18 protein-coding genes are annotated in these 21826 nt (G+C 72.2%); 6 read left to right on the plus strand and 12 right to left on the minus strand.

Features of this window, described 5'->3' with window-relative positions; translation table 11 throughout:
* Positions 1-8: 8 nt before the first annotated feature.
* From AB5J50_RS32390 to AB5J50_RS32435, 10 genes are all read right to left on the minus strand, one after another.
* Positions 9-1049, minus strand: a complete 1041-nt coding sequence (locus AB5J50_RS32390; protein ID WP_369261749.1) for a mandelate racemase/muconate lactonizing enzyme family protein — start codon at positions 1047-1049, stop codon at positions 9-11.
* On the minus strand, positions 1046-2467 hold the full coding sequence (locus AB5J50_RS32395; protein WP_369261751.1) for a DUF6025 family protein: 1422 nt from the start codon (positions 2465-2467) through the stop codon (positions 1046-1048). The genes AB5J50_RS32390 and AB5J50_RS32395 overlap by 4 nt, the downstream gene beginning before the upstream one ends.
* Complete coding sequence (gene acnA / locus AB5J50_RS32400) at positions 2464-5166, minus strand: aconitate hydratase AcnA (protein WP_369261752.1); 2703 nt, start codon at positions 5164-5166, stop codon at positions 2464-2466. Before acnA ends, AB5J50_RS32395 begins: the two co-directional genes overlap by 4 nt.
* 30 nt (positions 5167-5196) lie before the next feature.
* Positions 5197-6387 carry an ATP-grasp domain-containing protein gene (locus AB5J50_RS32405; protein WP_369261754.1) on the minus strand — a complete coding sequence of 397 codons (1191 nt, stop codon included), beginning with the start codon at positions 6385-6387 and terminating at the stop codon, positions 5197-5199.
* Positions 6384-7814: a citrate/2-methylcitrate synthase gene (locus AB5J50_RS32410; protein ID WP_369261756.1), complete on the minus strand. Its 1431-nt coding sequence runs from the start codon at positions 7812-7814 to the stop codon at positions 6384-6386. Before AB5J50_RS32410 ends, AB5J50_RS32405 begins: the two co-directional genes overlap by 4 nt.
* Before the next feature lie 65 nt (positions 7815-7879).
* Positions 7880-9535, minus strand: a complete 1656-nt coding sequence (locus AB5J50_RS32415; RefSeq protein WP_369261758.1) for an amino acid adenylation domain-containing protein — start codon at positions 9533-9535, stop codon at positions 7880-7882.
* Positions 9536-9605: 70 nt separating this feature from the next.
* Positions 9606-10820 carry an MFS transporter gene (locus tag AB5J50_RS32420; protein WP_369261760.1) on the minus strand — a complete coding sequence of 405 codons (1215 nt, stop codon included), beginning with the start codon at positions 10818-10820 and terminating at the stop codon, positions 9606-9608.
* A gap of 267 nt (positions 10821-11087) precedes the next feature.
* Positions 11088-11780 (minus strand): response regulator, encoded by a 693-nt coding sequence (locus AB5J50_RS32425; protein ID WP_369261762.1) that lies wholly within the window; start codon positions 11778-11780, stop codon positions 11088-11090.
* On the minus strand, positions 11777-12424 hold the full coding sequence (locus AB5J50_RS32430) for a sensor histidine kinase (RefSeq protein ID WP_369261764.1): 648 nt from the start codon (positions 12422-12424) through the stop codon (positions 11777-11779). The genes AB5J50_RS32425 and AB5J50_RS32430 overlap by 4 nt, the downstream gene beginning before the upstream one ends.
* A gap of 125 nt (positions 12425-12549) precedes the next feature.
* Positions 12550-12999 carry an SRPBCC family protein gene (locus AB5J50_RS32435; RefSeq protein WP_369261766.1) on the minus strand — a complete coding sequence of 150 codons (450 nt, stop codon included), beginning with the start codon at positions 12997-12999 and terminating at the stop codon, positions 12550-12552.
* A 115-nt stretch (positions 13000-13114) separates the two neighbouring features.
* Here AB5J50_RS32435 and AB5J50_RS32440 point away from each other — a divergent pair, with 115 nt between their 5' ends.
* A complete protein-coding gene (locus AB5J50_RS32440; protein ID WP_369261768.1) occupies positions 13115-15403 on the plus strand; it encodes a DEAD/DEAH box helicase in 2289 nt (762 codons plus the stop codon).
* A gap of 7 nt (positions 15404-15410) precedes the next feature.
* On the opposite strand, the gene AB5J50_RS32445 is transcribed toward AB5J50_RS32440, so the two are convergent.
* A complete protein-coding gene (locus AB5J50_RS32445) occupies positions 15411-16406 on the minus strand; it encodes an SMP-30/gluconolactonase/LRE family protein (protein WP_369261769.1) in 996 nt (331 codons plus the stop codon).
* A 153-nt stretch (positions 16407-16559) separates the two neighbouring features.
* On the opposite strand from AB5J50_RS32445, the gene AB5J50_RS32450 reads away from it, so the two are divergent.
* Positions 16560-17000 carry a MarR family winged helix-turn-helix transcriptional regulator gene (locus AB5J50_RS32450; protein ID WP_369261771.1) on the plus strand — a complete coding sequence of 147 codons (441 nt, stop codon included), beginning with the start codon at positions 16560-16562 and terminating at the stop codon, positions 16998-17000.
* Positions 17001-17018: 18 nt separating this feature from the next.
* Here AB5J50_RS32450 and AB5J50_RS32455 read toward each other — a convergent pair whose 3' ends face one another.
* Positions 17019-18125: a threonine synthase gene (locus AB5J50_RS32455; protein ID WP_369261773.1), complete on the minus strand. Its 1107-nt coding sequence runs from the start codon at positions 18123-18125 to the stop codon at positions 17019-17021.
* 425 nt (positions 18126-18550) lie between these two features.
* Here AB5J50_RS32455 and AB5J50_RS32460 point away from each other — a divergent pair, with 425 nt between their 5' ends.
* The 4 genes from AB5J50_RS32460 (at position 18551) to AB5J50_RS32475 (ending at position 21669) form a co-directional block, all read left to right on the plus strand.
* Positions 18551-19816: a DUF4190 domain-containing protein gene (locus tag AB5J50_RS32460; protein WP_369261775.1), complete on the plus strand. Its 1266-nt coding sequence runs from the start codon at positions 18551-18553 to the stop codon at positions 19814-19816.
* Between the two features lie 148 nt (positions 19817-19964).
* Positions 19965-20717, plus strand: coding sequence for a GntR family transcriptional regulator (locus AB5J50_RS32465; RefSeq protein WP_327431465.1), 753 nt, complete (start codon positions 19965-19967; stop codon positions 20715-20717).
* 307 nt (positions 20718-21024) lie between these two features.
* The gene (locus AB5J50_RS32470) at positions 21025-21225 is read left to right on the plus strand and encodes an SPOR domain-containing protein (RefSeq protein WP_369261776.1); all 201 of its coding nucleotides are present in this window, start codon (positions 21025-21027) and stop codon (positions 21223-21225) included.
* Positions 21226-21261: 36 nt separating this feature from the next.
* Complete coding sequence (locus AB5J50_RS32475; protein WP_369261777.1) at positions 21262-21669, plus strand: (deoxy)nucleoside triphosphate pyrophosphohydrolase; 408 nt, start codon at positions 21262-21264, stop codon at positions 21667-21669.
* Positions 21670-21826 lie beyond the last annotated feature (157 nt).

The following is a 21826-nucleotide window of genomic DNA, read 5'->3' on the forward strand; positions in this document are numbered from 1 at the left end:
GGTTCTCCTTACGGAATGTCGTCGGCGTGGACGGCCTGGGCGCCCAGTCCGGGGGCGTCCGGCAGCACGATCCTGCCCCGGTCGATCACCACGCCGGAGAACGGGTCGTCGCACAGGTCGAGATGGCCGTCGAGGTCCAGATGGTCGGCGAGCGGCGCCAGTTGGGCCATCGCCGTCACCCCGAGGGCGCTCTCGGTCTTGCAGCCCAGCATCACACCCAGGCCGGCCTGCCGGGCCAGCGTGATCATGTCGAGCGCGGCGCGCAGTCCGCCGCACTTGGTGAGCTTGATGTTCACGGCCGATGCCCGGCCGCGCAGCGGCAGTACGTCCTCGGGCAGCACGCAGTCCTCGTCGGCGACCACCGGTATCGGCGCATTGCGGTGCACATGGCCCAGGCCGGCCGGATTCCCCCGGGCGACGGGCTGTTCGAGCAGCTCGACCCCGTGCCGGGCCAGCTCGTGGGCCACCTCCACGGCCCGCTCGGGGCTCCAGGAGCCGTTGCCGTCGACCCAGATGCGACCGCCGTAGACCGAGCGGAGCACTCCGGCGCGGCTGCCGTCGTCGTCCGGTGTCAGCTTGAGCTTCAGGATCGGCCAGGCGCCGAACTCCCTTCCCTTGCGGAGAAGTTCGTCGTCGCTTCCGGCGCCGATGGACAGTGCGCTCGGGGCGAGCGGCAGTCCGGCGAGCCCCAGCATCCGGTGCAGGGGCTGGCCGGCGGCCTTGCCGAGCAGGTCGTGCAGCGCGAGATCGACCGCCGCGGCGACGGCCGGACGCACCCCGGCGGCGCGCAGCGTGTCGAGGACCCGGCGCAGGTCGTACGGCGTCGCGTCGGCGAGCAGCGGTGCGCAGGCGTCCAGTTCGGCGGGATCGGCGGCGAGCGCGGCCCCGTATCCGGTCAGCCCCGACCAGTCCAGGCGCAGCACGCTCTGGCGTACGTGCGTGGTCACGCCGGTGTTGCTGGCGAAGGGCTCGCTCAGGGTGATCTCGATTTGGCGGTGCCCGGTGTGCATTGGTGTCCCGGCGACGTTCCGCGGTTTCGTGTCCGTCATGCCAGTGCCTCCTCGAAGGCCGCGACCAGTGCGGAGGCCTGGCGCAGGGTCAGTTCGCGGAAGCCGTCCGGCTCGACGGGAACGGCCGGTTCGCGGCTCGCTCCGTCGTGCGGCACTCCGCTGCCGTCCCGGAACCGGTTGAGCACATACGCGGACAGGGTGTCCCGGTGCCCGGCCAGCCAGCCCAGCGCCGTCTCGTAGGCCTGGTCGCCGGGCGCGGACAGGGTGGTCTTGAACAGGCCCGCCAGCACCTCCGCGTCCCCGGCCGAGGTACCGGGCGGGCAGAGCATGAAGACGGGGGCGGGCAGCAGCACGAAGCACAGCGGGTGCGCCTCGGCGAAGTCCCGCACCAGCGGGCCCGTGATGCCGCGCATCGCACGGGCGGTGGACTTGCGGCCGAAGTAGCCGCCGCGGCGTGGCGGACAGCCGGCCATCGCCCGGGCCCCCCAGTGCAGATGGACCCGGAAACCGCCGTCCGTGAGACCGGGCGCCCGCGAGAGAACCGTCACCGGCTCCGGTACGTCCGCACGCTGCCGTACGTCGGGATAGTCCACGCCGAACAGCGCCGACAGCACGGTCGTCAACAGGTGCGACATCACCGGAAGGACCGGCGGGAGCGCGCTCAGCGTGTCGAAGAACCAGTGGGGTTCGGTCAGCGCCCGCAGGGGCAGGAGGGCGGCCTCGGCGAGCTCGCGGGCGGAGCCGAACCGGTGGCCGTCGAGCAGGTAGCCCGTGCCGTCGGGGCGCAGCTCGCAGCGGCCCACCCGGCCGTCGAGCCGGGCCGCGTGGCTGATCAGCTCGGCGAACGCCCGGCGCGGGTTCTCCTTGCGGCCCGCCTCCGCGAGCAGGACGCAGAGCATGTCGGTCACCAGCGGAGCGTGTGCCAGCAGCCGGGTCGCCTCCAGTTCGAAGCGGTATCCGGTGAGCGCGCGCATCCGCCGCCAGTGCACCTCGACCAGCGGAGTCAGCTCGCCGTCCACGTCGGCCCGCACCAGGGGGCAGAACAGCGGGCGGGAGCGGTCCCGGCGGACGAAGGCCCGGCCGTCCCAGGTGTGCAGCGGCAGCGGCCGGCGTCGGCCCCCTTCGACCAGCGAACCGGGCAGATAGACGTCGTCGCCGCCGGCCTCCTCGGCCTCGGTCTGGGTGAAGCCGTAGATGAGCGGGAAGCCGTGGCCGCCGCCGCAGACGGCGGTGTTGAAGTCCATCGGGCCGGACCGGCCCAGCGCGATGTCCTCCCAGTTGCCCAGGTGGCCGCTGCGCGGCGGCAGCAGACCCGGTTCGGCGTGCACCGCGTCGAGCAGCGTACCCACGCGCACGTCACGGGTTCCGAGGTGAACCGGAGCGAACACACCGCCCCGCTCGGTGAGTGCCTCGGCGGCCGGCGACAGGCCCAGCTCGTGCAGCAGACGGGCGCTCACCGGGCCTGCTCCGGTGCGGCGTCCGGCCCGGTCGCCGGGGTGAGGCGGCCCAGCAGATAGGGCATGGTGCCGCCGGCCAGCAGGACGTCCCACTCGCCCGCGGAGTGCACATCGGCGCGGGCGGTGAACGTGACGCCCTCCGCGCGGACGTCGACCAGGCCGCTCTGCCGGGCCCGGTCCAGGGAGAGGTCGAACTCCTCCCGGCCGGTCAGCCCGAGCGAGGGCCAGGACGCGCCCTCGGGCAGCAGCAGAGGCAGGATGCCCATCGCGCAGAGATTGGCGCGGTGGATGCGTTCGAAGCTCTCCGCGAGCACCGCGCGCACTCCGAGCAGCCACGGACCCTTCGCCGCCCAGTCGCGCGACGAGCCCATGCCGTAACTGCGGCCGGCGAGCACGATCAAGGGGGTGCCGTCGGCGGCGTACCGCTCGGCAGCGTCGTAGACCGGCAGCCGCTCGCCGCTCGGCAGATGCGCGGTCTGCCCGCCGCCGTCCCCGTCGCCGAGCAGCCGGTTGACGAGGCGCGGGTTGGCGAAGGTGCCGCGCGCCATCACCTCGTGGTTGCCGCGGCGTGACCCGTACGAGTTGAAGTCCCGCACCCCGTGCTCGCGCAGATGCCGTCCGGCCGGAGAGTCGGCGCGGATGGCGCCCACGGGGGAGATGTGGTCGGTGCTGACGTCGTCGCCGAGGGCGAGCAGCACCCGGGCGCCGGTGAGCGGGCCGGAGCGGGGGCGCGCGCCGACGTAGGCGGGCGGGCGGATGTAGGTGGACGCCTGGTCCCAGGGGAAGACGTCCGAGCCGGACGCGGGGAGCGCGCTCCACTGGTCACCGGCCGGTGCTCCGGCGGGCGCGGCCGCCGTGTCGCCGGCGCTCGCGGTCTCGGCCGCGAACACCTCCGGGGTGACGTACTCCGCCTCCAGCGCCGCGAGTTCGGCGGCATCCGGCCACAGGTCGCGCAGGTGCACGGGTTTGCCGTCGTGGTCGGTGCCCAGGGGCTCCGTCTCCAGATCGGCGCGGACGTGGCCCGTCAGGGCCAGGGCGACCACGAGCGCGGGGGAGGCCAGATAGCCGGCCCGCGCCTGGGCGTGCACCCGGGCCTCGAAGTTGCGGTTGCCGCTGAGGACCGCGCACACCGTCAGATCCGCGTGCTCCACCGTCTCGCCGACTCCGTCGGCCAGCGGTCCGCTGCCGCCGTTGCAGGTCATGCAGCCGTAGCCGGCGACATGGAACCCCAGCTTCTCCAGGTCGGCGAGCAGGCCGGCGGCGCGAAGGTAGCGGGTGACGGTACGCGAGCCGGGGGACAGGCTCGTGCGGACGTGGGCGGGCACGGTGAGACCGCGCTCCACGGCCCGGCGGGCCAGCAGACCGGCCGCCAGCATGGCCTTCGGGTTGGAGGTGCTGGTGCAGGAGGTGATCGACGCGATGACGATGTCGCCGTCGCTCAGCCCGTTCGCGGTCCGGGGCGGACGCGATGTGAGATCGGCGAAGGATCCGGGGAGTTCGGCCAGGGAGATGTGCTGGTCCGGGCGGCTCGGGCCGGCGAGACCGGTGCGCACCGAGCCGAGGTCGAAGTCGATCACCCGCCCGAAGCGCGGCCCCGTGCCGGCTGTGTCCGTACCGTCGGCGTCCGTGCCGTCCGCGAACAGCCCTTGCGCGCGGCAGTACTCGGCGACGAGCCGGACGTCGTCCTCGGCGCGCCCGGTCTGCCGCAGATAGCGCAGGGTTTCGCCGTCCACAGGGAAGAAGGCGCTCATGGCTCCGTACTCGGGTGCCATGTTGGCGATGGTGCAGCGGTCGGCGGCGGTGAGTGCGGCCACGCCGGGACCGGTGAACTCCAGCAGCAGTCCCCGGACGTTCTCCTCGCGCAGCCGCCGGGTGAGGGCGAGGACGAGGTCGGTGGGGGAGGTCCCCGGCCGCGGGGTGCCGGTGAGCCGGACGCCGACGAGGGGCGGGACGCGCATCGGCTGGGCCAGGCCGAGCATCAGGGTCTCCGCCTCCAGGCCGCCCACGCCCCAGCCCAGCACACCGAGGCCGTTGACCATGGTGGTGTGGCTGTCGGTGCCGATCACTGTGTCGGGGCGGAGCAGGCCGTCTGGGCCCGATGCCACCACCGTCGCCAGCCGCTCCAGGTTCACCTGGTGGACGATGCCGCGGCCCGGCGGGATCACGCGCAGCCCGTCGAACGCCGACTCGGCCCACTTCAGGAACGTGTACCGCTCGCGGTTGCGGTCCCACTCCAGCGCCTCGTTGAGGGCCAGGGCGTCCGGCCGGCCCGCCCAGTCCGTCTGGACCGAGTGGTCGACCACCACGTCGACGGGCAGCGCCGGGTTGACCCGTCCGGGCCGGGACACCTGGTCGCGCAGCGCCGCCAGGTCCACGAGCAGGGGGATGCCGGTGTAGTCCTGCATCAGGATCCGGGCCGGGCGGAACACCATCTCCACGTCCGGTGTCTGACCGGCGGCCAGCCGCTTGCCCAGCACCGCGGCCGTCTGCGGCTCGCCGTCGCGCAGCAGCGACTCCAGCAGCACCCGGCCGCTGTACGGCACGTCGGCCAGGGCGAATCCGGCGCCCGCGGCGAAGGCGGGCAGGTCGTACCACGTGGCCTCGCGGCCCGCGAGCCGCCCACTGCTGATCATGAACAGTCTTTCTCTCTCGTCGCCGTGGCCGTTGCCGTGTTCGTTGCCGTGCTCGTCGTCGTGCACCAGCTCACCGCTTCCGTTCCGTTGTCCCGGTCATCCGGCGCACACCACCACGAACCGCAGCCGTGCCGCCGCCGCCAGGCTTCGGGCCACCGCCTGCTGGCCGCTGTCGCCGGTGGTGACGACACAGGCGCCGCTGCTGTCGGCGGTGTGCCCGGCGGCGAGGAGCGAGCCGGGCTCCCGCAGCCAGTGGACGGCCTCCACCCCGTCGAGGGCGGCGGCCTCCTCCGCGCCGTAGCAGCGCTCCAGCAGTCCGGGGGCGCGCGGTGTGACGAACCGGACGGCGGCCGTGCGGACCGCCCGTGGGCGCACCTCGTCCAGCACCCGCTCGCCGCACACCTGGCGCACCCAGAGCTCGTCGAGGTCCAGCCCGAGGGCCAGCCCGGCCAGTTCGACGATCCGGTCGCCGCCGGGCCGCAGATGCGTCCCGACCACGCGGGGACCGGCGGGCGTCGCGACGATCTTCGTGTGGGTGGGACCGTCCTCGACGCCCAGCGCGTCCAGCACCAGGGGCACGTACTCCTCGAACGCCGTACGCAGTCCGTCGTCGATCGAGGCCGGCAGACAGTGCCCGGTCCGCACCCCCGTCACCGGGTCGGTGAAGGCCTGCGCGACGGACACGATCCGGTGCAGCCCCCGCTCGGAGAACGTCTGGACGCCGAACTCCGCGCCGTCCAGGTACTCCTCGGCCATCATCCGGCTCCCGGGCGGCAGCGTGTCCGGGAGGCCTGCCGCCGAACGGACGACACGGACGCCGGCGCCGCCCGTGCCCTCGACCGGTTTGAGCACGAGCGGGAACCCGTGCACCGCGGCGAACGCCGCCACGTCCGCGGCGTCCCGCACCTCGCTCGCCGCGGTGCCGTCCAGGCCCGCCTCCCGCAACCGGTCACGCATCAGCGGCCGATGCCGGCTCCGGCGTACGACGTCGGCCGGGTGGAAGCGCAGCCCGAGCTCGTCCGCGACGGCGGCCGCGTACTCCTGGGCCTCCTCGCCGAAACCGCCGACGGCGTCCACCGGGTCGTGCGCGTGTACCGTGCGTGCCGCCGCCGTCCACTCCTCGACGCGGGCGGTACCGGGCAGGGCGACGATCCGCTCGTAGCGCGACAGGTCCCCGAGCCGCCGTACGTCGGACACGTCCGCGAGCAGGCTCAGCCGCGCCCCCAGCCGGTGTGCCGTGGCGTGCTGCGGCTCCGCACCCCCGGCGAGCAGCAGATGACCGCTCACCCGGCCGCTCCCGGGTACACCAGGCCGCGCGGCCCCACATAGTCGAGCAGCGGCCTGATCAGTACGTTGTTGGCGTGCTGTTCGAGCGCCTGGGCGACCCAGCCCGCGGTCCGGCCGATCACGAACAGGGGCACCGCCAGGTCGTCGGGCAGCCCGAGCAGCCGGTAGGCGAGCCCCGCGTACAGGTCGACGTTGGGTGCCACGCCGTGCCGGCCGTAGGGGCGCATCGCGGCGGCGACCGCGTCCAGGATGTCCAGTCCGCGCCGGTCCCCGCGCTCCTCGCTCAACTCCACTACGGTGGCCCGCAGATGGCGGACCCGGGGATCCTCCGTGCGGTAGACCCGGTGGCCGAAGCCCATCACCGGGCGGCCCCGGCCCTGGAGTTCGGCGACATAGCGCTCCGCGTTGCCGGGCTCGCCCACCTCGTCGATCAGGCGCACCGCCCGTTCAGCGGCCCCGCCGTGCACCGAGCCCGCGAACGCGGCGACGGCCGCGGTGAGCGCGGCCGTCATCCCGGACCGGCAGCCCACGGCGATGCGCGCGGTGAACGCCGAGGCGTTGGCGCTGTGGTCGGCGTGGACGATGAACCCCTTGTCGACGAACCGCACGGCCGCGGGGGAGGGCCGCTCGCCGAGCAGCGCGGTCAGGAACGCCTCGGCGTACGAGGTCTCGTCGGCCGGCACCGTGAACTCCCGCCCGCTGCGGAAGGCGTGGTGCGCCGCGACCAGCATCGGCACACGGGCGATCAGGGCCGTTCCGGCCGCGAGTGCCTCGCCGTACGTCTCGTCGGCCGTCGTGTCGCGCGCCGGGCCGAACGAGCCGAGTGCGGAGACCAGGGTGCGCAGCGCCTCCATCGGATGGGCGTGCGCGAGCGAGCGGGCCAGGTCGACCACGGGCGTGGGCAGTTCACGCTGGGCCCGGAGCTCCTTGGCGAACGCCTCCCGGGCCGACTCGTCCGGGAGGTCACCGCGTACGAGGAGATGGGCGACCTCCTCGAAGGAGGCCCGGCCGGCCAGGTCGTGGATGCTGTAGCCGCGGTATTCGAGGGCGCCCTCCGCACCGTCGATCCGGGTGACGGAGGTGCGGTCGAAGACCACGCCCTCCAGGCCCCGGTGGACCGTGACCGTGGTGTGTTCCCCGGCGGTAGCGGCGGTAGCGGCGGTAGCGGCGGAAGGGGCGGGCCGGGCCGCCGCGTCGGCCGCTGCGTGGCCGTCGGCCTCGGCGAACGCGCGGATGGCGGCCACGGTCCGCAGCTCCAGCGTGAGTTCGTCGTCGACGGGCACGCCGTAGGCCTTTTCCAGGGCGACCATCAGCGAGACGTGGCCGAGGGAGTCCCACTCCTTGATCGACTGGTATTCCAGGCCGGGGGTGACCCGTTCCGGCGCGATCCCCAGCGTGCGGGCGATCAGCTGGTCGACGCTGCTCATGTTTCCTCTCCGGCTGTGCTCGGTAGTGGTGGGCGCCCGGCAACGGGCGCGGGATGACGGCGGGGTCAGGCGACGGCGGCGGTCCGGGAGTCGAGCCATTGGCGCAGCGCGCCGCGGTCGACCTTGCCGTTGGCGTTGACCGGCAGCTCGTCGACCGTGTGCACGGACTTCGGCACCATGTAGACCGGCAGCGCGGCAGCCGCCGCGTCGGACAGGGCCGACAGGTCGTCGGCACCGGTGACGACCGCGGTGATCGTGGCCTCGTCCGGCCACATCAGGCAGACCGCGTCCGTGCAGCCGTGCCGGCGCAGAACGGCCTCGATCTCGCCCAGTTCGACTCGGTGTCCGCCGACCTTCACCTGCTGGTCGTTGCGGCCGAGGCAGACCAGCCCGTCTCCCTGGCGGCGCACCAGGTCGCCGGTCCGGTAGTAGGTGCGGCCGGCGTGCTCGAAGAACCGTTCGGCGGTCAGGTGCGGGGCCTGCCAGTACCCGGGTGTGGTCTGGGGACCGGCGACGCACAGCTCCCCGGTCTCCCCGGGGGCGACCGGCGCCAGCTCCTGGTCCACGATCAGGCCGTGCAGGCCCGGGTAGAGCTGTCCGATCGGCACGTTGTCGTGAACGCACTCCGCCGGACTGGTCGCCGGCTCCCAGCGGTGCACGGAGCAGGCGATGGTGAGTTCCGTCGGACCGTACAGGTTCTCGACGACCGAGCCGGGCGCCGCGGCCTGCCAGGCCTCCGCGGAGGCGCGGGGCAGTGCCTCCCCGCAGAAGAGGCTCCAGCGAAGGGACGGCATCGTGCCCGGGGCGAGGACACCGCGCCGGCGCATGACGGCCGCCACCGACGGCACCGAGAACCACACCGTGACGCCGTTGCGCTCCAGGTACTTGAAGGGCGCGAGGAGCTCGATCGGTTCCATGGCGCACACCCGCGCCCCGTGCTCCCACGCCATGAACAGGTCGAACACGGACAGGTCGAAGGTCTGGTCGAAGGTCTGGGAGAACCGGTCGTCCGGGGTGATGCCGTACCGGTCCTGGTTGGTGTCCAGGAACGCCCGGACGTTCGCGTGGGTGATGGGCACGCCCTTGGGGGTGCCGGTGCTGCCCGAGGTGAACAGCAGGTAGGCCAGGTCGTCGGGGGCGGCTTCGGGCAGTTCGCGCAGCTCGGGCGCCGCGGCGAGGTCGGCGGCGCGCAGGACCGGGCCGCCCGCCGGGCCGTCCCAGCTCCCGTCGCCCGGCAGCAGCAGCGCGGGCCGCCGCTTCAGCCCTGAGAGCAGTTCGGGGAGTTGGGCGGCGGACGCGTCGTCGACGATCAGGGCGTCCAGGTCGGCACGCTCCAGCATGGCGCGGGTGCGGGCGATCGGGAACTTCCGGTTCAGCGGTACGAACGCGGCGCCGGCGCACAGTGCCGCGAGCGTGCCGAAGTACCCGGCCTCGCTGCGGTACGCGAAGACGCCGACGCGTCGGGGCCGTCCGCCGCACGCCTCGACGAGCCGTGCCGCCCAGCGCCGGGCGACGGACGCGGCCTCGGCATAGGTGTACGCGCGGCGGCCGAGGGTCAGTGCGACGTGGTCGGGACGGGCGGCCGCATGCTGGAGGAAGCCTGTACCGAGAGGTCGGTTCGAGGCGGTGGGGGTCATGAGTTCCTGTTCCGTGGTGTGTGCGGGGGCAGGGGTGAGCTCCCGGCCTGCCGCCGGGTCGGTGGAGGGCGGCTGCCGGGTCACGGACGGGGGCGGTGTTCCCGGTCGGTCCGGTCGGTTCGGTTCGGTCGCGTGTCCGGCGCTTCGCCCGCCGTCAGGTCTCGGCGGGTGCCTGGGCCGGGGCTTCCACGCGTGCGCCCGCGGTCAGCGCGACCCGCTCGGCGGTGACGCCGGCTGCCACGAAGACCACGGCCGCGGCGATCCAGCCGGCGGTACCGGAGCCGAGCAGCAGACCGGTGACGACGAGGGGCCCGAGGACCCGCTGGCCGTTCACGCTCAGGTTGAACACCGACAGATAGCGTCCGCGCTCCTCGGGCGGGGCGAGTGCGATCGACAGGTCCCACACCGCCGAGTTGGCGATGACCTCGCCGAGGGACAGCGCGACCACCGCCGCGGCCAGCCAGGCCACCGAGGTCCAGCCGGGCGAGGCGCCGGACGCGGCGAAGCACAGACTGCCCACCGCCAGCACCGCTCCGGTCCAGGTCAGCATGCGGCTGGTGCGGCGCAGACCGTCGGCGAACCGGCTGACCGGGATCTGCAGCACCACCACGAGCACGGTGTTCGCGGCGAACAGCACCGACACCGTGGCCCGGGGCGCGTCCGTGTGGTCCAGCACCCACACGGGCATGGCGACCAGCAGCAGCGCGTCGAAGAACGACAGCAGGAAGTTGAGCCCGGTCAGTGCCAGATAGCGGGAGTCCGGGACCACCGGTCGCCCGCGTGTCTTCTCCGCCCGGGCCGCCCGCGCCTTCTCCGGCACCCGCAGCACCAGGACCGCTCCGCCGAAGAACGCGCAGGCGATCACGCCCAGGGTGATCCGGTAGGCGGTCGCCGTGTCGAAGGTCAGAGCGGCGCCGGCCGCCATCGCGCCGACGCCGAGCCCGCAGTTGCGGACGACGTTGACGACGGCGAGCAGCCTGGTGCGCTCCTGTTGCTCGGGGAGCGCGCTCGCGACCAGGGCCTGGAGCACCGGCGGCCCGGCCCGGTCGCAGGCCACCGCGCACAGGGTCACTGCCATGAACTGCCAGAAGGAGGTGACGAAGGCGTACGACCCGCAGCAGACCCCGCGGCCCACGTAGACGCCGGCGAGCACCCGCCGTGCCCCGTAGCGGTCGGCGAGCACACCGCCGTACAACGACACCGCCAGGGCGATTCCGCCCGCGGTGGCGAGCCCCGCGGCCACCTGGTTGGGAGTGAGTCCGACCTGCCGCGTGTAGAACGCCATGGAGCTCGCCATGAAGAGCCCGATGCCGAGCGACTGCACGAGCGCGGCCGTGGCCAGCCTGCGACCGCTCGCGGTCAGTTTCATCCCACTCCGTCCCGAGCTCGAATGCCGAGCGAACCCTGCTGATGGAAAGGTGAGCGGAATAGGGAATGGGAAGTTCGTTAACAACGGGGATTCCGTTGCATGTTGAAGTTTCCCTGCCCCCGTCCGCTCACGAAGTGCGGCTCGGGAAAGACCGTAGACCAGCCCGCCGGGGGCGTCGCGTTTTCGCGCACACTGCGATTTCCGTGCGGAAATCCCATTCTGCTTGTTTTGCGAATGCCGGGGCGCCGCACGGCGGGGACCACCCGGTCAGCGTGCGGTCGGGACGCTCACGCGCAGTCCGTAGTGGTGTTCGGGGCGGCCCGCGGCCCCGTACTTGAGAGTGAGCAGGACACTGCCCCGCTTCTCCATGTGCTTGAGGTAGCGCTGCGCGGTGGAGCGGCTCACCCCGGCCTGCTCGGCCACCTCCTGCGCCGAGAGCGGCTCCTGTGCCTCGCGCAGGATCTGGCGGATCAGCTCGGAGGTCGGCCCGGAGAACCCGGTGGACGCGGAGACGGGCACGGCCGACGCGGCCTGCGCGCCGAAGACGCTGTCCATGCCCTCCTGCTCCAGTTCGTCCGCTTCGTCGAACATGCCGTGCAGGGCGGCATAGCCCTCCAGTTTGCGGCGCAGGGCGGGAAAGCCGAACGGCTTCACCAGGTACTGCAGGACTCCCGAACGCTGCGCCGCGCGCACGGACGCGGCGTCCCGGGCCGCCGACACCATGATCACGTCGATCGGCCGGTCCTGCTGCCGCAGCCGCTGCACCAGGCGCAGTCCCGTCTCGTCGGGCAGGTACTGGTCGAGGAGTAACAGGTCGACGCCGCCCCGCTCGACCGCGGCCAGCGCCTCGCCGGCCGAGTGGGCGCGCCCGGCCACCCGGAAGCCCGGGACCCGGGAGACGTACGCGGCGTTGATCTCGGCCACGTGGAAGTCGTCGTCCACGATGAGTACGTTGATCACCGCACGGTCCTCTCCCCGGGGCCGAGGGCCCGGGGCAGTCGTACGGTGAACACGGCGCCGCCGCCCGCGCGTTCGGTCACGCTCGTGGTGCCCTCGTACCGGTCGGTGATCCGTCGCACCTGGGCGAGTCCCGCACCCCGGCCGCCGCGCGGCTCCTTCGTGGACCAGCCCTCCAGGAACATCAGCTCGCGTGCCCCGGCCGGAACGCCGGGCCCGTTGTCGCCGACCCGCAGCACCGCGCTGTCGCCCTCCGCCCACACGTCGACGTCGACGCGCGGCTCAGGGGCGGGGTGGGCGGCGACCGCGTCCAGCGCGTTGTCGATCAGATTGCCCAGCACCATCATCAGGTCGTGCGGCACGAGCGCGCGGTGCGGCAGATGGCAGTTCGGGCCGATCCGCAGGGCCACGCCCCGCTCCGCGGCGACCGCGCTCTTGCCGACCAGAAGCGCGCTGAGGAGCGGTTCGCGCAGCCGCTGGGCCTGCAATGTGATGCGGGTGGTCCGGGCCCGCGTCACTTCCGCGATGAACTCGCTCGCCCTTTCGTACATTCCCATTTCCAGCAGGCCCGCGATGGTATGCAGGCAGTTGGCGAACTCATGATGTTGAGCGCGCGCTGTTTCGCTGGGAACTCGGATGGTTTTCAACCCTATCCCCCGTGTACGTCGTATACCCCGTAGATCAAGATCCTTTTCTGTCTATCATGGGCAAAATGAGCAGAACAATCTACTCCTGGTAAAGCTTTGCGCGCGAGTTTCGGACATTTCAGGCCCTACGCGGTGCCGCTCTCCAGCAGTTCCTTGAGCTTCAGTTCGTCCCTCAGGATCTCCTTGCGTGCCTTGGGGCTGACCACCAGCGGAACCAGCAGCTTGCCCATGCCCTGGCCCTCGAAATCGAGGTCGATCGTCAGGCGTGACCGTTCGCCGTCGCCGAGCGGCTCGATCGTGCCCTGGACCTCGCTTCGCACGGGGCCGCCGGAGCCCCGCAGGTGCCAGCTGTGCGGAGGGTCGATGTCGGTGACCTCCATGGTCATCGGGAACTCCCGGCTGCCCAGGCGCCGGGTCACGACCACACGGGACCCCACGCTCAGCGGAAGCTCGTCGAGCGGCCGCACGGATACGACGCTCTCCTGCCACTCCATGAGGTGGGTGGGGTCCATCACGTAGGAGTAGATGTCCTCGGGTCGGCGAGAGATGTCGACGCTTTCCTTGACAGCGGACATGATGCCCGCCTCCTTTATCGGCTTCTGTCACCAATGATCCCACCGCCGTCGACTGTCAGTGCCGCGTGGAAGGATGCGCGCATCGGGGCGGTGCGGACGGCGCATGAGGGGTGTCATGGCGGGTGTGGCGGAGGCGGGCGGACAACCGCAGGCCGGACAGCCCCCGGTCGGGCGGAAGGCGAGGCAGCTGCTCACGGAAGGCGCGCGGCTGCACGAGGCCGCACGCACCGTGCTCGCCGATCACGCCCGCGCCCTCGAAGCGGTGCGTACGGCACTGGCGCCGCTCCAGGCCGAACTCGTCGCCCAGGAACTGGAGTCCATCCCCGTCGCACGGCTGAAGGACGTCACCGAGGGGCGGCTGCGCCTCGGGGCCGTCGAGGCGGCCGGGCTCGGCTCGGTGCGCGCGGTGTACGAGGCGAGCCGCTACGAACTGCGGCAGATCCCGGGGGTCGGTGCCCAGACCGCCGACCAGGCGCTCGCCGCCGCGCGCCAGATCGCCCGCGCGGTCGAGGAGACCGTCTCCGTGCGCCTGGACGTGGACCGGCCCGAGCCCCGCACCACGGCCCTGGTCGTCGCGCTCCGCAAGCTTGTCGAAGCAGGGCCCGAGCTGCGGCGGGCGGTGGACGCCGCCCAGCGGCTCGACGAGCGGCTCGGCGCGCTGCTGCCCGAGGCCCGTCCCACCGCCGGCTGGCTGCGGCTGGCGTTCACCCGGCGGCACCGGCGGCAGAGCGCGTTCACGGCGGTCCTCGGCATCCGCGAGCTGACGGCCGACGCGGCCACCCGTGACGTACGCCTGCTGCTCGCGCAGGCTTCCACGGACCTGCTGCGCGAACCGGCCTCCGACATCGAGGCCTGGGTCGACTTCGAGCTGAACTCCACGGAGTACTACAGCCAGCTCGCCGAGATCTCCGAGCACCGGGCGGACGTCGAGGCCGCCGAGGGCTTCCTCCCGTCGGAGGTCGCCGAACGGGTCCATGGGCAGTCCCTCGACGACACCCACCGCCGGGTCTCACTGCGCGGCTACCAGTCCTTCGGCGCCCGATTCGCCCTGGCCCAGCGCCGGGTCGTCCTCGGCGACGAGATGGGGCTCGGCAAGACCGTGCAGGCCATCGCGGTGCTCGCCCACCTCGCGGGGGAGGGGCACAGCCACTTCCTGGTGGTGTGCCCGGCCAGCGTGCTGATCAACTGGACCCGCGAGATCCGCTCGCGCAGCACCCTGCGCGCCCTGCCGGTGCACGGCGCCGACCGGCAGGACGCGTACGCCGAGTGGCGGGAGCGCGGCGGCGTCGCGATCACCACGTACGACGTACTGCACACCCTGCCCACGCCGAACGGAAGCGCCCTGTCCAAGGCGAGCGGAAACGGCCTGTCCAAGGCGAACGGCACGAAGCCCGGGACCTCCGGCGACCCGGCACCCGGAATGCTGGTCGTCGACGAGGCCCACTACGTGAAGAACCCGGACACCCGTCGCTCCAAGGCCGTCGCGGCCTGGACCGACCGCTGTGACCGGGTCCTCTTCCTCACGGGTACGCCCATGGAGAACCGCGTCGAGGAGTTCCGCACCCTCGTCCGCTACCTCCAGCCCGCCCTCGTGCCCACGATCCACCACGGCACCGCGGTCGCCGGCCCGCACGCCTTCCGCGCCTCCGTCGCCCCCGCCTATCTGCGCCGCAACCAGCGGGACGTCCTCACCGAACTCCCCGCGCTGCTCCAGGTCGACGAGTGGGAGGAGTTCAGCGCGGCCGACCAGGAGGCCTACCGGAAGGCGGTCGAGGCCGGGAACTTCATGGCGATGCGCAGGGCCGCCTACGCCGACGCGGAGCGGTCCGCGAAGCTCCAGCGGCTGCGCGAGCTGGTGTCCGAGGCGGCCGAGAACGGACTGAAGGTGGTGGTGTTCTCGTACTTCCGCGATGTGCTCGCCACCGTCCAGGAAGCCCTGGGCGCCACCGTCCGCAAGGACCGGGCGAGGCGCGTGTTCGGGCCGATATCCGGCGCCGTGCCCGCCGCCCACCGGCAGCGTCTCGTCGACGAGTTCGCGGCGGCCGACGGGCACGCGGTGCTGCTCTGCCAGATCGAGGCCGGCGGCGTCGGCCTCAATCTGCAGGCGGCGTCCGTGGTCGTCCTGTGCGAGCCGCAGGTCAAGCCGACCCTGGAGCATCAGGCCGTGGCCCGCGCCCACCGCATGGGCCAGGTCCGCACGGTCCAGGTGCACCGCCTCCTCGCCACGGACAGCGTGGACGACCGGCTGCTGCGCATCCTGCGGAACAAGGACCGGCTCTTCGACACCTACGCCCGCCGCAGCGACATGGCGGAGGCGAGCCCGGACGCGGTCGACGTCTCGGACGGCCAGCTCGCCCGCCGCATCGTGGAGGAGGAACAGCGGCGGCTGGCCGCCCAGGGCTGAGCGCGCCTCAGATCCCGCGCACCCACGCCACCGTGAACGGCGTCTCGGGAGTCCCCGGCCCCATCGGCCCGCCCTTGTCGAACTGGGAACGGACGACGAGGGTACGGCCGTCGCGGCGGACGAGCGTCGTCGGGATCTGGAGCGCGGTGTCGGTGAAGCTCCGCTCCAGCCGGGCCGAGGTGCCGTCCGCCGACAGCCGCCAACGGGTGATCGTATTGGTCCTGTTGAGAGCGGCCCACAGCGTGCCGCCGACGAGCTCCAGACCGTCACCGTTCACCAAGTCGCCGCCGGACAGGGCGACTTGGCGTACGTCGCCGGTGGTCAGGTCGATCCGGTAGAGGGTGCCCGACGTCATGTCGACGGTCAGCAGGCAGTGCGCCGCGGCAACGATGCCGTTCAGGGTGAACGCGCCGGACGGGTGCGGGGCCACGACGGCGCCGAGGTCATAGGCGGTGGTGAGCGAGGAGCGGCCGCCGTGCGCGGCCACCCGCGCCAGCTCGGCCGGTGTCACCCGGTAGATGACGCCCCGCAGGCTGTCCGTCAGATACGCGCTGCCGTCCGCGGTGATCGCCAGGTCGTTGACGAGGAGCGGCGCGTCACCGGGAACGTCGAAACGGGCCAGCAGGGTGCGGGTGCGCAGGTCGTACACATCGACCCCGGACGTCGAGTCGATCACCCAGAGGCGGCCGGCCCGGTCGGCCTTCAGCCCGTTGGCGGTGGTCCGGCCGTCCGCGCCCGCGGGCAGGAAGACCTCGGCCGTACGGCGGCCGGGCACGGCCCGGTAGACGGCACCGGTGGCGTACGAACCCACGTACAGATCGCCGGTACGCGGGTCCGCCGCGATGCCCTCGGGGTAGACGCGGTCGCCGGGGAGTTCGAAAGCGGTGGAGATAGCGGTGGAGATACGGGGTGCCGCGGTCGCGGGCGGTGCGCCCACGACGGCCGCCGTGACGGTCAGTGCGGCGGCGGTCAGGAAGGAGCGGCGCTGGATCGAACGGGACACGACGGTGCCTCTCGGTCGGCTTCTCGCACATCAAGGACGAGTACGAACTTAAGTTAGAGCTCTAATCATCGTCAATGTAATTATGGGCGAGTGAGGGCTCATCATCGTATGGCCCATACAGTGCGCCGCGCAGACCGCCGCTACCATGCGGAAATGACGTCCATGCCCGTGTCCGAGCGCCTCGGCTCCCACCTCAAGCGGGCCGAGCAGGCTCTCAACGCGACCAAGACCGCGGTCCTGAAACCGGCGGGCGTGACCGTCCCCCAGTACTCGGCGCTGCTCCATCTCAGCGCGAACCCCGGTATCTCGGCCGCCGCCCTGGCCCGCCTCTGCGCGGTCACGCCCCCGACCATGAACACGGTCCTGAACAACCTCCAGGACCGCGGCCTCATCGAGCGCACCCCGCACGAATGGCACAGGAACGTCCTGGAGACGCGCCTCACCGACGAGGGCCGCACCGTCATGGCCGACGCGGACGCCCGCGCCGTACGGGTGGAACGCGCCCTGGCCGCCGAGTTCACGGACGAGGAGCGCGACGCGCTGGTCGGCCTGCTGGGCCGGTGCGTCGCACTCCTGGAGAAGGAACGGCCCTAGGCCCTGGCGCCCCCCCACCTACAACCGAGCCAACCCCGTTTTCACCCCCGCCCCGCACAACGGCACCACAGCACTCCGAGCCCCCAGCACCCCCTCACGAACAGCCGCCCAACAAGCCACCCCCGTCGACTCCACGTACAACCCCTGGGACGCCAGATCCGCCTGCGCATGACGAATCTGGTCCTCCGTCACCGTCAGGAACATGCCCCCGGACTCCCGCACCGCCCGCAGAATCTGCCGAGCCCGTGCCGGCCGGGCAATCGCGATGCCCTCGGCGAACGTGGGCGCCATGGGCGTGACGCCCACGAGGTCGTCCGCGCCCTCGGCCCAGGCGTGGGCCAGCGGAGCGACCGCCGCGGACTGGACGGCGTAGAGGGCGGGCCGCCGGTCGATGAGGCCGGCCGAGTGCAGTTCGGCCACGGCGAGTGCGGCACCGAGGAGCAGCGTGCCGTTGCCGACGGGGACGACGATGACGTCGGGGAGGCGTCCGCCGAGGTCCTCCCAGAGTTCGTGGACATAGGTCTTCGTTCCGTGCAGGAAGTACGGGTTGAAGACATGCGAGGCGTAGAACACGCCCTCCTCGTCGGCCGCCGAGCGCGCCGCCGCAGCCGTCGCCTCACGGTCGCCCTCGATCACACGCAGCCGCGCCCCGTGCGCCTCGATCTGCTCCAGCTTCTTCGGCGAGGTGCCCTCGGGGACGTACACCGTGCACGGCAGCGCGGCCCGCGCACAGTACGCGGCGATCGCCGTGCCCGCGTTGCCGCTGCTGTCGGCGAGCACCTGGCGGGGCTTCAGCCGCAGGGCGAGTTCGGCCAGCAGCACCGCCCCGCGGTCCTTGAACGACAGCGTCGGCATGAGGAAGTCGAGCTTCGCGGAGATGCCGTCCCGGAGGGGGACCAGCGGGGTGCGGCCTTCGCCCAGGCTGACGGAGGGTGACGCCAGCGGCAGGCACTCCGCGTACCGCCAGAGTGAATTCACCCGCCCGGCAAGGGACTTGAGGGACGCGGGCGTCGGCGCGAAGTCCAGGTCGAGCGGGCCGCGACAGACCGGACAGCACCAGGCGAGCGAGCCGGCCGGGACGCGGGTGCCGTCCGTGGGGCAGAAACAATCCGGCAGTGGTGTCATGTGCGCAGGTTAGATGCGCCGATTGGTGACGTTATGTCACGACTGGCGCAGGGCACCAGTGTGACCGGCATACGGTCGATGAGACCGCCGGTGAGCGCGCCACGCGTGCCCGCGACCGTATCGCGCCGAGTGCGGCCATGAACTCCCGTGTGCGGTACGCCGCTTCCGTCGCTGCACACCCGTCACGCCCCGCAGTTGGCGCGCACACTCCCGCCCACCCGCAGTCGCCGACGCACGGCCCCACCCCGGCGGCGGACACCTGCTCGCCGCTCACCGAGCCGTCAGGCCGTTGACCGCCCGAACGAACGGTTGTCTCCGTGACCCCCATGACGCTCCTGCCCGTGTCGCGTTTACGATGCGCGCAGTCGTACGGAAGTCGTATGCCAGTTCTGCACAGCCCCGCTGGGACTAGGAGCAAGGTACTCGTGGCCACACCCCCGCCGCCCGGGCCGCAGCAGCCCGAGGGTCAGTACCCGCCTCCAGGGATGCCACCGACCGCTCCCGGGGTGCCGCCGGGCACTCCGGGGATGCCGCCGGGCGCGTACCCGTACCCGCAGCAGACGCCCTATCCGGCGCCCTATCCGGCGCCGTACCAGCCCTGGGGCCAGGGCTACTCCCCGTACAACAGCCCGGCGCCCGTCAACGGTCTCGCGATCTCCGCGCTCGTGCTCGGCATCCTCTGCTTCCTGCCCGCCGTCGGGCTGGTGCTCGGGATCGTCGCGCTCAAGCAGATCAAGAAGCGGGGCGAGCGCGGCAAGGGGATGGCGGTGGGCGGCATGGTCATGTCGTCGATCGGTGTCGTGCTGCTCGCGGTCATGGTCGCCACCGGCGGCGCCGGCGACTTCTGGGACGGCTTCCGGGACGCGGCGAACGACTCGGGGAGCTCGGGCTCCGCCTTCTCGCTCAGCAAGGGCGAGTGCTTCGACGCGCCGGGCGGCTCGCTGGAGGGCGTGGCGTACGACGTCGACAAGGTGCCGTGCGCGGGCAAGCACGACGCCGAGGTGTTCGCCGACTTCAAGATGAGCGGCGGCGACAGTTACCCGGGCGACAGCGCGGTCACCGACGACGCCGACAAGAAGTGCTACGCGCTGGCGGACACGTACGCGATGGACGCCTGGGCCGTCCCGGAGAACGTCGACGTGTACTACTTCACGCCGACCTCGCAGAGTTGGCGCCTCGGTGACCGCGAGGTCACCTGTCTGTTCGGGAACACGGACGCGAAGGGCAGCCTGAGCGGCTCGTTGCGCAACGACGGCACGACCCTCGACGTGGACCAGCTCGCGTATCTGGAAGCCGCGCACGGCATCAACGCGGCGATGGACGCGGCGCCCGACGAGGAGTACGTCGAGGACGATCTGCCGGGGCACAAGAAGTGGGCGGCCAAGATGTCGGACGCGCTCACGGAGCAGGCAGGCGCGCTGCGCCGGCACACGTTCGCTCCCGCCGCCGGGAAGCGGGTCGCGGTCCTGGTCAAGGACATGGAGCTGTCCCAGAAGGAGTGGGCGCAGGCGGCGAAGGCGCAGGACGCGGACACCTTCTACGCCCACTACGAGAAGGGCATGAAGCTCATCGACCCCAAGAAGACGGTCACCACACGCAAGGCTCTGGGGCTCGCCACGACGCCGCCCGCGTACGACGAGTTCGGCGGCGGCGACAGTGGCGGCGAAGGCGGCACCGGCGCGGAGGTGTGACGGCGGCTATAGCGGGGAGAAAGTGCCTGCGTAAAGCCCTCGGGGGCCACAAGTCATCACATCGAGTGATTCTCTGGCCTTTGCTTGCATGGCACAACCCACGGTTGCCACGCTGTTGCTGTCTGTACAACCTGATGGGAGCGGCTAAGTGACTTTCGGTGAGCAGCCGGCGTACCTGCGCGTCGCGGGCGATCTCCGCAAGAAGATCGTCGACGGTTCGCTGCCACCGCACACCCGCCTTCCGTCCCAGGCCAGGATCCGCGAGGAGTACGGCGTCTCGGACACGGTCGCCCTGGAGGCGCGCAAGGTGCTGATGGCCGAGGGGCTGGTCGAGGGCCGCTCCGGGTCGGGCACCTATGTGCGGGAGCGGCCGGTGCCGCGCCGGGTGGCCCGCTCCGGGTACCGGCCGGACAGCGGTGCGACCCCGTTCCGTCAGGAGCAGGCGGACATCTCCGCGCGCGGCACCTGGGAGTCGCGCAGCCGGCAGGTCGAGGCGAGCGGCGCGATCGCCGAGCGCCTGTCCCTCCAGCCCGGCGACCGCGTGATGTGCACGAACTACGTCTACCGGGACGGGGGCGAGGCCATGATGCTCTCCACGTCCTGGGAACCCCTCGCCGTCACCGGCCGTACGCCGGTGATGCTCCCCGAGGAGGGCCCGCTCGGCGGCATGGGCGTCGTCGAGCGCATGGCGGCCATCGACGTGATCGTGGACAACGTCACGGAGGAAGTGGGAGCGCGCCCAGGCCTCGCCGAGGAACTCCTCGCACTGGGCGGCGTACCCGGGCATGTCGTCGTCGTCATCCAGCGGACCTTCTACGCGTCGGGGCGCCCGGTCGAGACGGCCGACGTCGTCGTACCGGCGGACCGGTACCGGATCGCGTATCACCTGCCGGTGAAGTAACCGCCGGCAGCCGGGGCGGCGGCGCCGGCGGCGCCCAAGTGGACCGCGCGTGAACCCGGTTGGAATCTGGCCTTTCTCAAGTGCCCGGCCCGCGCCGGACTTCGCGCTGCTCGTGGGGCGCACGGGGAGCGGTCGACAGCGCGTTCGATGGCGTGCGAAGCCTCCGCTCCTGGCTGGTTGCGTACCTCTTTGTGAAAAGTCGTATTCGCTGCGTAAAGGTTAGGCGTAGGCTCGGGCATATGCGGATTGCGGTTTCCTTAGAGGGCGGGGTAGGGCGGGGGCCCGGGGCGGGAAGTGGAGGGGCGCGATGAACGACGGCACGATCACTCTTCCCTGGCTCGTCATACGGCAGGACGACAACGGCAATCGCTATCGCGTGGGCAGGTATGCGACCCGCGCCGAGGCCCAGAAGATCGCGGACAGCCTCGACCATCGCGGGCACAAGCAGCTGTACTGGGTCGAGCGGATCGGCCAGAACGGCCAGAACGTGCAGAACGGAAGCAAGTGAGCCACAGGCCCGCGGGGCTCCCGTAGGCTCCGCCGCATGACCGAACGGATCGTGGTGGTCGGAGCCGCCCTGCTGAGCGGCGGACGCCTGCTTGCCGCCCGTCGCAGCGCGCCTCCCGAGCTGGCCGGACGCTGGGAACTGCCGGGCGGCAAGGTCGAGCCGGGGGAGGCCCCCGAGCATGCCCTCGTACGGGAGCTGCGCGAGGAACTCGGCGTCGAGGCGGAGCCCCTGGAGCGGGTCCCCGGTGAGTGGCCGCTGAAGCCGGGGTATGTCCTGCGGGTGTGGACCGCACGGCTGCGCTCCGGCTCCGGCGAACCCCGGGCCCTGGAGGACCACGACGAACTGCGGTGGCTCACCCCCGACGAGATCTGGGACGTGGACTGGCTGGACCAGGACGTACCGGCGGTGAAGGGTGCGCTGCTGAGGCTGGACGCGGGGGAGTAGCCGGCCAGGCGTTGGGTCGCCCTGCGGGCGGCGTGGGGGTTGTTTGTTGGCTGCCGGCCGGTGGGGGCTGGTCGCGCCCCGCGGCGGAGCCGCAGATGTCACAGCCCCGCGCCCCTAAAAGCAAAAGCACGGGGCTGCGCCCCGCGATCCTCCAGAC

This window comes from Streptomyces sp. R35 (assembly GCF_041053035.1).
GTDB classification, from domain to species: domain Bacteria; phylum Actinomycetota; class Actinomycetes; order Streptomycetales; family Streptomycetaceae; genus Streptomyces; species Streptomyces lutosisoli.

Bases quoted from the DNA above. Each gene is read 5' to 3' on its own strand.
- AB5J50_RS32390 (WP_369261749.1), bottom strand. From the start codon at position 1,049: ATGACGGACACGAAACCGCGGAACGTCGCCGGGACACCAATGCACACC.
- AB5J50_RS32410 (WP_369261756.1), bottom strand. From the start codon at position 7,814: ATGAGCAGCGTCGACCAGCTGATCGCCCGCACGCTGGGGATCGCGCCG.
- AB5J50_RS32420 (WP_369261760.1), bottom strand. From the start codon at position 10,820: ATGAAACTGACCGCGAGCGGTCGCAGGCTGGCCACGGCCGCGCTCGTG.
- AB5J50_RS32435 (WP_369261766.1), bottom strand. From the start codon at position 12,999: ATGTCCGCTGTCAAGGAAAGCGTCGACATCTCTCGCCGACCCGAGGAC.
- AB5J50_RS32440 (WP_369261768.1), top strand. From the start codon at position 13,115: ATGGCGGGTGTGGCGGAGGCGGGCGGACAACCGCAGGCCGGACAGCCC.
- AB5J50_RS32450 (WP_369261771.1), top strand. From the start codon at position 16,560: ATGACGTCCATGCCCGTGTCCGAGCGCCTCGGCTCCCACCTCAAGCGG.
- AB5J50_RS32455 (WP_369261773.1), bottom strand. From the start codon at position 18,125: ATGACACCACTGCCGGATTGTTTCTGCCCCACGGACGGCACCCGCGTC.
- AB5J50_RS32470 (WP_369261776.1), top strand. From the start codon at position 21,025: ATGAACGACGGCACGATCACTCTTCCCTGGCTCGTCATACGGCAGGAC.
- AB5J50_RS32475 (WP_369261777.1), top strand. From the start codon at position 21,262: ATGACCGAACGGATCGTGGTGGTCGGAGCCGCCCTGCTGAGCGGCGGA.